The sequence below is a fragment of the Kitasatospora sp. NPDC032150 genome, from assembly GCF_055579945.1.
In genome coordinates this window covers 25,593-38,450 of record NZ_JBVIMH010000027.1, presented here as the reverse complement: position 1 = coordinate 38,450, position 12,858 = coordinate 25,593, and the positions used below count along the sequence as shown (strand labels likewise).

Annotated in this window: 1 protein-coding gene; it reads right to left on the bottom strand. The window is 75.3% G+C overall.

What is annotated here, in order from left to right; all coding sequences use genetic code 11:
- Positions 1-2: 2 nt before the first annotated feature.
- Positions 3-12,779 (bottom strand): amino acid adenylation domain-containing protein, encoded by a 12,777-nt coding sequence (locus ACZ5ON_RS26685; protein ID WP_465597754.1) that lies wholly within the window; start codon positions 12,777-12,779, stop codon positions 3-5.
- Positions 12,780-12,858: the final 79 nt, after the last annotated feature.

The window sequence follows — 12,858 nt, the reverse complement described above, 5'->3', positions numbered from 1 at the left end:
CTTCAGCCATGCCTGCGGGCGGTCGATGCGGTGTCATCGGTGAAGCGGAGGTCGAGGATCGAGACGGCCCGGGGCGCGGGCGGTTCGGGTACAGGCGCCAGGGGTGTCTCCGGTCCCGAGGGCGGCACGTCCGGATGGTCCAGCCAGTGGCGGCGGCGTTTGAACCCCGGGGCGGGCAGCGCCTTCCGCACCGGGCGGTAGCGGTCGTGCCACTCCGGCCGGAGCTCGCCGACGATCGCATGGGCGTTGGTGCCGCCCAGGCCGAAGGCGCTGACGCCCGCGACCCGGCGTCCCCGATCCGGCCAGCCGACCGGTTCCGCGGTCACCCGGAACGGTGAACTCCCCAGGTCGAACCGGGGGTTGGGCCGTTCACAGCCGACCGTGGGCGGGATCGTCCCGTGCCGTACCGCGAGCACCGCCTTGATCAGGCCGGCTATCCCCGCCGCGCTGAGCAGGTGCCCGATGTTGGACTTCACGCTGCCGATCACACAGCCGCCGCCGTCGGTCTGGTCGCGGAACGCCTCGGTCAGCGCCCGGAGTTCGATCGGATCGCCGATCACCGTACCGGTGCCGTGCGCCTCGATCATCCCGATCTCCGACGCCCGCAGCCCGGCCTCGGCCAGGGCCCGGCGCACCAGAGCGGACTGCGCCTTGGGATTGGGGGTGGTCAGGCCCATCGTGCGCCCGTCGTTGTTGACGGCGACGGCGTCGATCACGGCGTGCACCACGTCCCCGTCGCGCACGGCCGCCTCGAGCCGCTTGAGCAGCAGCACCCCGCAGCCCTCGCCCGGGACGAACCCGTCGGCCCGCTCGTCGAAGGTCCGGCAGCGACCGGACGGGGAGAGCGCCCGCGCGGCGCTGAACTCCAGGTACGGCTCCTCGTCCAGGAGCACCTCCACAGCGCCGGCCACGGCGAGTTCGGACTCGCCCGCCAACAGGCTGCGGCAGGCCAGCTGTACCGCCACCAGGGCCGAGGAGCAGGCGCTGTCGACCACCATCGCCGGGCCGTGCAGGTCGTAGTGGTGCGACACCTGGGCGGCGATGAAGTTCTGGGCGCCGCCGAGGCCCAGCGAGCGGCCGTGCACCCCGACGCGGCGCCGGTAGCCCGACATCCGCGCGCCGGCGAAGACGCCTACCGGACGGCCCGCCAGCTCCGCGTCCAGGTAGCCGGCGTCGCGCAGCGCGGTCTCCGTCCCCTCCAGGAAGAGCCGTACGGCGGGGTCCAGTGCGGCGGCCTCCGGCTCGGTCATGCCGAAGTAGTCCGGGTCGAACTCCTCGATGCCGTCGAGGAATCCGCCCCACCTGCCGATGCTGTGCCCGGGCACCGGCTCGGCCCGGTAGAGCCGGGCGGTGTCCCAGCGCCCGGGCGGGACCTCGGTGACCGCGTCGCGGCCGGCTGTCAGCTGCTCCCAGAACGCAGCCGTGTCGGGCGCGCCGGGGAACCGGCAGGCCATCCCGATGACGGCGATCGCGCCCGTACCGGCGGCGGTCAGCGGTTGCGGCTGCCCCGGCCGCTCGACCGTCCCGCCGTCGCCGGGCGCCGTGCCGACGGTGGGACTCCCGCTCGCCGTACCGTCGACCACGGCGTCCCCGAGCGGGGCGGCGACGACGTGGGTCCCGGCGACCTTGGCCCCGGTGGTCGCCGCACCGTCGGCCGCCAGCCGCCGGGCCAACTCCCCCGGAGTGGGGTGATCCAGCAGCACCGTGGGCTCCAGCGGCCGCCCGGTGCGCTGTTCGATCCGTACCACCAGCTCGGCCAGCATCACGGACTCCACGCCGAGTTCGGCGAAGGAGGCGGCGGGCTCCAGTTCGGCCGACGGGATACCGACGACCTCCTCGAAGACCTCGGCCAGCCAGCCGGGCACCTCTTCCACGGTGACGGCCGGGGCGTCCGCACGCCCGGCTCCGTCGGGGACAGCGGGTATCTGCGACGGCCCCGCGTGTGACGGCCCAGCGACCACCGGCGCGAGCTCGGATGCCGTCACGACGGGTACCGACCGGGGAACCTCCGTACGGCCGGCCGGGAGTGCTCCCGGGGCGGGCAGTACGACGGCCGGCCCGTCGGCGGTCGCGGCCCAGTCGAGGACCGCCAGCCCCTGTGCGTCGGTCAGGGTGCCGACACCCGCGCGGACGCAGGCGTCCAGGGCCGCCGGCCCGGCCGAGCCGCTCTGCGACCAGGCCGGCCACTGCACGGCACGGAACCGGCCGTGCCCCAACCGGGACCAATGGCGCGCGAGGAAGTCCGCGTTGGCGTTGGCCGCCGCGTACTCGCTGACGCCGGCGGCGAGTTGCGGCAGCGCCGCGGAGACCGAGGAGAAGACCACGAAGAAGTCGGGACGGTCCCCTGCGACCAGTTCGGCCAGCGTCTCCAGGCCCTCGGCCTTCGGCTCCAGCACCTCGCGCATGCCCTCGACGCTCTTGTGCGCGAACGCGGCCGGGCCGCCCGCGCCGACACCGGCGCAGTGGACCACGCCGCCGATCGGCCCGAGGCCGCCGCGCACCTCGGCGAGGAAGGCCGCCAGCCGGGACCGCTCGGACAGCCGACCACCGAACAGCATGACGCGCACGCCGTCGCGCTCCAGCCCCCGGACCGTCCGGATCGCCTCGGCGCTCTCCGGGCCGAGCGCCGTACCGTCCCACTGCTCGCGCGGCGGCAGGCCGCGCAGCCCGGTCAGCACGACCCGGCGGGCACCGCGCTCGGCCAGGTGACGGGCCGCCAGCGCGCCCAGGCCACGGGTTCCCCCGGTCACCAGGTAGACGCGTCGGGGATCGGCCTGCAGCGGGGGGGCGGCCGGAGCGGCGATCGTCGTCCAGCCCGGCACCAGCCGCCGGCCGTCCCGGTGGCAGACCTCGGCGGGGGCGTCGGCGGCCGCCCACTCGGCCACGAGGTCGGCCGCCGAGGGGCGGTCGGTGTCCAGCTGGGTCGCCCGGATGCGCGGGTACTCCGCGCCGAGCATGCGGACGAATCCGGCCACGCGGGCACCGGCCAGTGAGGGCCGGACCCCCGGCGCGTCCTGGAGGCCCGAGGTGACCTGGAGCAGGCGGAGCGGCCCGTGCCCGCCCCGGATCAGCTCCTGCAGGAGCGCGACCCGGGCCTGCCAGGGCCCCTGGCCGTCGTCCGGCCGCCGCAGGTCGGTCAGGTCCAACATCCCGCCGACCCCTGCGAGGTCCACCCGCTCGAAGCCGTCCGCCGTCTCGTGCACTACCCGGGTCCGCTCGTCTCCGAGCGCGGCGGCGACCTGCGCAGCGAGCTCACCGCTGCCCGGTCCGGCCAGGACCAGGACGGGTCCCGCGCCCGGGACGCCCACCGCGTCCGGCCGGACGGCCGGCGTCCAGAGCCGCTCACGCAACGGGACGCCGAGCGGCTCGGGTGCTACGACGGACGCCTCGGGCGTTACGGCCGACGTCCCCGCATCCGGCACCGCCTCCACACCCGGCGCCGCTCCGGTGCGGTCCGGCCCGTCCTCCGGCAGCCAGCAGCGGCGGCGGTCGAACGGATACCGGGGCAGCGGAACGATCCGGCGCGCTTCACCCCGGTGCCAGGCCGCCCAGTCCCAGGCCGTACCCGCCACCCAGCGGCGGCCGATCTCCTCGGGCTCGTCCCCGCTCGGGTCGGCCGGGTCCGGTGCCCCGGTGTACCAGGCCGGTCCGGTGGCCCGTCCGCGCAGCTCCTCGGTGCCGCCTCCCGCGAACTCGTCGAGCCGGTCCGCGAGTTCGGGCAAGCTGCGGACGACCAGGGCCAACCGCTCGCGCAGCGCCTCCCGCCCGACCTGGGTGGTGTACGCGAGGTCCGCGAGGGTTCCGGCAGCGGGCCCGCCGGCGTGCAGGTGGGCGGCGAGCCGCCCGGCGAGCGTGCGCAGCGCCTGGTCGGTGCGGGCGGAAAGCACCACCAGCCGGGGCTGCCCGCCGTCCGCCCCGACGACCCCCTCCGACGACTGCTCCTGGTGTGCCGCCGGCAGGTACTCCTCCACCACCAGGTGCGCGTTGGCGCCACCGGCCCCGAACGAGCTGAGGCCGGCCCGCCTGGGCAGTCCGGCACCGGGGCTGGGCCAGTCGGCCACCGAACGCTGCACCCGGAACGGCGAGGCGGCCCAGTCGATCCCCGGGTTCAACTCCTCGGTGTGCAGCGAGGGTACGAGCCGGCGGTGCCGTAGCTGGAGCAGCACCTTGGTCAGCCCGGCGATCCCGGCGGCCGCCTCCAGGTGCCCGATGTTGGACTTGACCGTGCCCAACGCGACCGATCCTGCCGGTAGTTCGCCGTAGCCCGCGCACAGGCCGGCGATCTCCACCGGATCGCCGAGCGCGGTACCGGTGCCGTGCGCCTCGAGGTAGCCGACCGTCTGGGCCGCCACACCGGCCACGCGCAGCGCCTCGGCCACCACCCGCCCCTGTGCCACCGGGTCGGGCACCGTGTAGCCGTTGGTCCGGCCGCCGTGGTTCACCGCCGTCCCCTTGATCACCCCGAGGATCCGGTCGCCGTCGGCCCGCGCCGCCGCCAGCGGCTTGAGCAGCACCGCCCCGACGCCCTCCCCGGGTACGAAGCCGTCCCCGCCCGCGCCGAATCCCCGGCAGCGGTGGTCGGTCGAGGTCATCCCCAGATCCCGCTGCTGCAGGTACTTGTTGGGGTGCAGCGAGAGGTTGACCCCGGCGGCCAGTGCGACTCGGCACTCGCCGGCCTGCAGGCTCCGGACGGCGAGGTGGACGGCGGTCAGCGAGGAGGAGCACATGGTGTCGACCGTGAGGCTCGGCCCGTGCGCGTCCAGCACGTAGGAGACCCGGTTGGCGATTCCGGCCGGGGTGCCGCCGGTGGCCACCGGGCGGCCGGTCAGCGAGCGTTCCACGCCGAAGTACGGGTACTCGTTGTGCATCGACCCGACGAAGACGCCGACCATGCGGTCATGGGCGCGGCGCAGCCGCTCGCGCGGGTAGCCCGCGTCCTCCAGGGTCTCCCACACCACTTCCAGCAGCAGCCGCTCCTGGGGGTCCATCAGATCGGCGTCGTTGGGGGCGATGCCGAACAGCAGCGGGTCGAAGCGGTCCACGTGGTCGAGGAATCCGCCCCACATCAGCTCCTCGCCGGCCCGTCCGCGCCGCCGGTCCGCGGGCAGTGCGGTGACCAGGTCGCGGCCCGCCGTCAGGTGCTCCCACAGGGCGTCCGGCGTGGGCGAGCCGGGGTAGCGGCCGGCGAGGCCGATCACGGCGACGTCGGTGTCGCGCGGCGCCTCGGGCCTCGGGTCCGGCGAGGAGTCAGCCACCGGCCGTGGGACGGACCGGCCGACCACCGCCCGGGCGATTCCCGCCAGGTCACGGTGTTCGAAGAACAGCGTGGTCGGGACGGTGCCGAAGTCGTCCCGCAGTCGGGCGGTCAGCCGGGCGACCAGATAGGAGGTCAGACCGAGTTCCTCCAGCGGGGTGCGCGGATCCAGTCGGTCGGCCGGCAGACCGGACACCTCGGCGAAGACCTCGACGAGCCGCCGCGCCGCCTCTTCACCGGCCGGGTGGTCCTGGGCTGCGACGGCGTCCGGGGCCGGCTGCTCCCGGCCGGGCTGGAGGCGGGCCGCCGGGAAGCGGCGGGCGGGCAGCGGAATCCGGCGGGCGGGCCGGGACCAGCGGACGGCCCAGTCGACGTCCTCCCCGGCGAGCCACCGGACGGCCGCCTCGTCGGCCGGCGACGCCGGCGGCAGACCGGCCAGGTGGTCGGCCAGCTCGGCCCGTAGCACGGCCAGGTCCGCGCAGGCCGCCGCGAAGCGGTGGCTGTGCGGTATCCGACCCGTCTGCAGGGTGAAGGCGAGATCCGCCGGGTCGGGGTCGGCGCCGGCCAGGTACTCGGCCAACTGCGAGGCTGCGGACCGCAGTTCATCCTCCGACCGGCCGGAGAGTACTGCCGTCCTCGGCCCGTCGGGCGCCGCTTGGCCGGCCGGACGCAGGTCGTCCGCGGTGGCCGAGCGCAGCACCGCGTGGGCGAGCGAGCCGGTCGCCCCGACCGCGTTGACCAGGGTCCACAGCGGCGCGCCGGACGACGTCCGCCAGTCCCGGGCCCGGTCGGCGAGGCGCAGCGGTACCCCCTCCCAGTCGATCAGCGGGCTGAGTCGTTCGGCCACCGGGGTCGGGGCGATCCGACGGTGGCGAAGCTGGAGCAGGGCCTTGGTGAGCTGGGCGAGGCCGGAGGCGGCCTCCAGGTGGCCGATGCCGGCCTTGAGGGTGCCGATCGGCACCGGGTCCTCGGCGCGGCCGTGGAACAGCCGGCCCAGCGCCTCGATCTCGGCGGCGTCGGCGAGGGCGGCGCCGGTGGCCGCGCACTCGACGTAGGAGATGTCGTCGGCGGTGACGCCGGCGCGCCGGAGCGCCCGGGCCATCGAGTCGTGCAGGGCGGACACGTCGGGTGCGCCGAACTGGTCGGAGTTGCCGGCGAAGTCCACCCAGGTGCCCTCGACCACCCCGTGCACGTGGTCGCCGTCGCGCCGGGCGTCGTCGGCCCGGCGCAGCAGCAGCGCACCGACGCCCTCGCCGGGCGACCAGCCGCTCGCGGCGGCGTCGAACGCGCCCCGCACGCCGTGCTGGACGACCAGTCCGAAGCCGTCCAGGACCGCCGTGTGGTACGGGTGGGCGATCAGGTTGGCCGCGCCGACGACGGCGGCGTCGCACTCCCCCCGTTCCAGCGACTCCACCGCCAGGTGGAGTGCGGTGAGCGAGGACGAGCAGGAGGTGTTGACCGCGAGGCTCGGACCGCGGAACCCGAAGGCGTGCGAGATCCGGTTCGGGATGTCCGACGCGACGCCGGACACCTCGGCCCGGCCGGTGCGCTCCCACTCCCGGGCACCGACGTGCTGGTGGTCGTTCCACATCGTGGCGGTGAACACGCCGGTACGGGGAGCGGCGCGGCGCAGTGACTCCGGGGTGTGTCCGGCGTCCTCCAGGCACTGCAGGACGCTCTGCAGCAGCAGGCGCAGCTGCGGGTCGAGCGAGCGGGCCTCGGCCGGGGAGAGCCGGAAGAACGCACGGTCGAATCCGTCGATGTCGGCGAGGTACCCGCCCGGGGTCGCTCCGGTCTCGGCCGCGCGGGCGGCCGGCGGAACGCCGATCGAGCGCCGGCCGGCGACGAGGTTGCGCCACAGTTCGTCGGGGGTGGCCGCGTCGGGGTAGCTGCCTGCCAGCCCGATGACGGCCGCTCCGCCGTGCGGATCCGCCCGGTGCGGGTCCACCCGGTCCGAGTCCGTCCGGTGCCGGTCCGCCTTCTGCAGGTGCGCCGGCCGGCCCTCCGGGGCCGGCACGCGGTCGGCGAGACCGCCGCCGAGGAAGGCGTGCAGGAAGCGGTGGCCCTCGTCGAGGCGCAGCTCGGCGCGGACCGCGTCGAAGGCGAGGCTGCCGATCGGGCACAGGGCGACCCCGGTCTCCTGTTGGGCGGCCATCAGGTTCTGCCCCAGGTAGCCGGCCTCCAGCAGCAGGAAGCGTTCGGCGTCCGGACCGTACAGCGGCTCGATACCCCGGGTCTGGCCGATCAGGTAGATCTCGAAGGCGGCGTGGTCGAACACCGGCCGGTTGTAGAAGAAGTGCGCCGAGCGGTCGACGGCGGGGTCCGGATTGACCAGTCGCAGCCGGTGCCCGTACGGGTCGTAGTAGTGGATTCCGGCGGCCAGTTGCTCGACACCGCCGGGGCGCACGTGCAGGTAGGTCTGGACGGCGTAGGTGTCCCCGGCGGACGGGTAGGCCCGCCGCTCCCGGCCGCCGACGGTGCTGACCCGCAGCCGGGCCAGCAGGGCGGCGAGCGCGGAAACCGGGAGCGGCCCCCGGGTGAAGGTCCGCCGGGTCGCGCGGGCGGTGAACCAGCCGGGCGAGTCCTCCGGGATCGGCAGCGGCAGGGCCGGCTCGGCGGGCGTGTCGGCTCGCAGGTTCCAGCGGGCGGCCTTGAACGCGGCCTGCTGCTCGGGAGAGAGCAGGTCCACCGGCTCGGGGGCGGCCGGGCGGGCATCGGCAGCCGAAGACGCTTCCGCGACCGAAGGGGCGTCGGTTACCGAAGGGGCGTCGGCGACCGGGACGGCCAACCGCTGGGTGGGGGCTGCCAGTTGATCGGACGGTTGCCCGGCCGGCTGCCCGGCGAGGGCGCGGGCGATCCCGGCGACGGTGGGCGAGTCCAGCAGCACGCTGACCGGGATGCGTACCCCGTGGCGCTTCTGGAGCGCCTGCGAGATCCGCACCACGGTGAACGAGGTGGCGCCCTGGTCCCAGAGGTCCTGGTCGGGGTCGACCGGCTGACCGTCGAGCAGGCCGGTGACGATCGCGGTGATCTCCTCGGTCAGCCGGGCGGCGTCGGCCCGCACGGCGGCTTCGGCGGGCGCAGCGGCATCGCCGGGCGTCGCACCCTGCTCGGCCGGGGCCGGCGGGGGCCAGGGCAGCGCGGCCCGGTCCAGCTTGCCGTTGGCGGTGGCCGGCAGCGAGGTCAGGAAGATCAGGTGGTTGGGGACCATGTAGTCGGGCAGGGTCCGTGCGGCGTACCCGCGCAGCTCCGGTACGGACGGGGCGGCGCCGTCGGGGATGAGGTAGCCGACCACCTTCTGGTCGCCCGCGGAGTCGGTGCGGATCTGGATCACCGCCTCCTTGACCCCGGGATGGCTGCGCAGGCGGTGTTCGATCTCTCCCAGCTCGACCCGGTGTCCGCGGATCTTGACCTGGGTGTCGGCCCGGCCGAGGAAGGTGATCACACCGTCCGGTCCGAAGGCGGCCCGGTCCCCGGTCCGGTACATCCGCTGGCTTGGTTCGACAACGAACGGGTCGGCCAGGAAGCGTTCGGCGGTGAGCTCGGGCCGGTTGTGGTAGCCGACGGCCAGGCAGTTGCCGGCGATGAACAGTTCGCCCTCCGCCCCGACCGGGCAGGGCTCCAGGGACTCGTCGAGGATGTAGTAGCGCGAGTTGTCGATCGGCCGGCCGTACGGGATGCTCCGCCAGGCCGGATCGACGGCGTCCACCCGGTGGTAGTTGGACCAGACGGTGGCCTCGGTGGCGCCGCCGAGGCTGACCAGCTCGGCGCGGCGGAAGATGGCGCGCAGCTCGTCAGGCAGCGACAGCGGTGTGTAGTCGCCGCTGAGGAAGACCAGTCGCAGGTCGTCGGCGCCCGGCCGGCCGGCGGCCCGGTCGGCCAGCAGCGGCATCAGCTGGGCGAGCGTGGTCGGGGCCGAGTTCCAGAAGGTGATCGGCTGTTCCAGCAGGAGGCCGAGCAGGAGTTCGGGGTCCTTCTGCTGGCGTTCGTCGGCCAGGTAGAGCGCGGCGCCGCTGCCGAGCAGGCCGAAGATGTCGAAGACGGACAGGTCGAAGCCGAGCGAGGTGACCATCAGTCCCAGGTCGCCCGGCCCGAAGGAGAAGGTCCGCCAGCACCAGTGCAGCAGGTTGCGCACCGAGCGGTGGGCGACGGCGACGCCCTTGGGCCGGCCGGTGCTGCCGGAGGTGAAGATCACGTAGGCGATGGAGTCCGCGTCGGCGGTCGGCGGCGGTGGAGTGTCGCAGGGCACGATGCCCCGGTCGATCTCGGCCACGGTGATCCCGGCCGGCGCGGGCCCGCGCTCGGTGTCGGAGGTGGTGAGCAGCAGCCGGGCGCCGGCGTCCGCCAGCATCGCGGCAGCACGGTCCACCGGCGCCGAGGGCTCGATCGGCAGATAGGCGGCGCCGGCCTTGAGTACGCCTAGCACGGCGGCGATCATGGCGGGCCCGCGCCGGGCGGAGACGGCCACCACCTGGTCCGGGCCGGCGCCGAGGGCGCGCAGCCGGCGGGCGATGCCGTTGGCGGTGCGGTCGAGGTCCCGGTAGCGGACCGTGCCGCCGGAGTGGACCAGTGCGACGGCGTCCGGGTCCTCCCGTGCCCGGTCCTCGAAGAACAGGTGGACCGGCCGCTCGTCGGGGAGCGGTACGGCGGTGTCGTTCCACCGGTACAGCACCAGGTCGCGCTCGGCCGGGCCGGCACCCTTGACCACCGGGCCGGTACCCTGCACCGGTCCCTCGGCCAGGTCGGCGCCGAGGCCGCCCAGCAGCCGCCGGTACGCGGCGAACATCGCCTCCAGGTCCCCGTCGGCGAAGTCGGCGGGCACCGCGTCCCAGTGGTAGTGCAGTTCGTCGCCCTGCTCGACGCAGATGGCGTCCAGCGATACGTCGGGGGTGTACGTCATCCACCGGCCGAGCCGGACGCCGGGCGGCGGGGCGTGCTCGGTGAGTTCGAGCAGACCGGTGTGGACGACCGGGAGGGCGAAGGCGCGGCCGGCCCGTTCCTTCATGACCACCCGGCGCAGGGCGGCGAGTCCGTCCGCAGCGGCCCCGGACGCGTCGTCCCGGTCGAACTGGGCCTGGTGGGCCGCTGCCCGTTCGGCGAGCGGGAGTCCGGCCGACCCGTGGGTGATCCAGCTGAGCCCGGTGTACTCCCCGGGCCGCCGCTGCTCGTCACCCGGCAGCCAGCGGACGGCGGGCACCGTGAAGTCGCCTTCGGTGCGGGTGGCGACGGCTTCGGTGAGGACGGCCAGCAGGACGGCGTCCGGGCTCAGCCCGCGCCGCTCGGCGGCGGCCCGGACCTCCCGCCAGCCGGTGAGCACCCCGGAGCGTCGACTCCGCCGGCGGTCGGTGCCGGCTCGCAGCACCGGCCCCGGGGGCATGCCGGTGAACCGCTCGCGCCAGTACGCGGCGCAGGCCGCACGCTCCTCGGCGGTCGGCGCCGGCGGGGGGTCGCCGGCCGGCGACGGGCGTGCCGGTGCGGTGGGCGCCGCGTATTCGCGCACGAGTTCGCGCAGCATCAGATGGAGGCTGCGGCCGTCCGCGATGGTCAGGTCGATCGCGCAGTGCACGGTGGCACCGCCGTATCCGTGTCTGGTCACCCGGAGGTCGGCCTGCGGCCAGTGGCCGAGCGGGAAGGCGGTGCCGGCCATGGCGTCGCGCAACGCGTCCAGGGTGGCCGACTCCTCCTGCGGGGTGGCCGTGGACAGGTCGATGACGGGGATCCGGCGGCGCGGGCCGGCCGTTCGGCGCACCTGCAGCTCACCGCCCCGGGTGACGTGACTGCGCAGGCACTCGTACCGCTCGGTCAGGGCGTGCCAGGCGTCCTCCAGCCGGCCGGTGTCCAACTCGTCCACCTCGAAGGCGTGGTAGACCTGGCAGCCGTCCCAGGGCGTGCGGCCCTGCGCGCGGGCGACGTAGTACGCCTGCTGGAGCTGGTTGAGCGGGCGCAGCTCGTGGTCGTCGGCCTCGGGCGCGGCCAGTTCGCGCAGTGTGTTGCCGAGGCTGGTGAACAGGGTGTCGGCGGCTCCGGGGGCGAGCAGGCCGTCGGCGACGTCCCAGCGGTAGTGCAGGGCGCCGTCGGCCTCCCACATCTGGTGGTCGAGGCCGATCCCGGAGGTGCGGCTGGTGGCGTGCACCAGGTGGCGGGTGAACCCGTCGGTGCCGCCGGTGCCGGTGTCGAGCAGGCTGGTGAAGACCACCGGCAGGGCGGGCGGTTCGGCGCCGTGCTCCCGGGCCCGCAGCTCCCGCAGCACCTCCACGCCACAGGCTCCGCCGTGTTCGAGGCCCCGCCACAGCTCCCGGTGCAGGACCTGGGCGGACTCGTCGAAGGAGTGCTCCGGATCCGGTACGACCGGTAGGACGGCGGTGGAGGTGAACGGGCCGACCAGCCGGTCCGTCCCGTGGGGCAGCCGGACCCGGTCGCTGGTGGTGAGCACCAGCGCGAACGGCCGGCCGGGCGCCGGGGCGGTCATCACCTCGACGAAGGCGGCCAGCACCAGTGCCGTCGGCGACACGCCGAGCGCGGCCGCCCGGGTCCGCAGTGCCGACCACTGGGCGGGGGTGAGCGCCGCGGCGAGGGAGCGGCGCGGGTGGCCGCCGGGGCGCTCGGCCGGGCGTTCCGCGGCGGCGGCCGGGGCACCCGTCCGCCCGGCCAGCCGCTCCAGCCAGTACTCGAGGTCGACGCGGTGCTCCGGGTCGCGCCGCCGGGCGTGCAGCGCCAGGACGGCCTCGCGCACGGTGACCGCGGCCTCGGCCGGTTCGTACCCCGGGTCCCGGTAGCACTGCCACCAGTCCTCCAGCAGCACCGCCAGGCCGTGGCCGTCGGTGAGCATGCCGTCGATGTCCAGATGGACGACGCCACAGTCGCCCGGGCCGAGCGAGACCTCCACCCGGTGCGGCGGTCCTCCCGGCTCCGGGGCGGTCAGCCGGCGCCGGACGGCCAGCAGATGCTGCTCGAACTCTGCCGGGTCGGCGTCGGTGAGCCGGTGCACGGGTACGGCGTCGTCGGCCGGGCGGGGTGCGATCAGCTGGCGGCCGAGCTCGTCGAGCTCCATCCGCAGCATGTCGTGGTGGCCGACCGTCCGTCGCCAGGCCGCGGCCATCCGCTCGCCGTCCAGCGCGGGCACCGCGAACTCCCGGTAGTGCCGGCAGCCGACCGGGTCGGCGGCCAGGTCCGGGTCGCGGCCGACCAGGTAGGCCTGCTGGACCGGGGTCAGCGGGAACGGCTCGTGCCGGTTCGCCTGATCCGGCTGCGCCGGGGCCGGACCCGGCCGCACCGCCGGTGTGTCCGCCTCGGCCAGCAGACCGGTGACCCGCTCGATCAGCCACCGGGTGTCCGCGCCGCCCGCCAGCCAGTCGGTGCCCACCCTGACGCCCAGCTCGGCCTGGAGCTTCACCGTGAGCCGGGTCACCGCGAGCGAGGCCAGCCCGTAGTCGCGCAGCGGGGTGTCCAGGGACAGATCCGAGCCGGCGGGCAGGACGCCGCCGACGATCCGCACCACCGTCTCGGCGGCCTGATGCTGGTCCATGTCTTCTCCTTCACGGCGCCGGTACGGCGGGCCGGGCCGGGGCAGGCGGGCCGGGCCGGGGCAGGCGGGCGGCCTTCAC

Bases quoted from the DNA above. Each gene is read 5' to 3' on its own strand.
- ACZ5ON_RS26685 (WP_465597754.1), bottom strand. From the start codon at position 12,779: ATGGACCAGCATCAGGCCGCCGAGACGGTGGTGCGGATCGTCGGCGGC.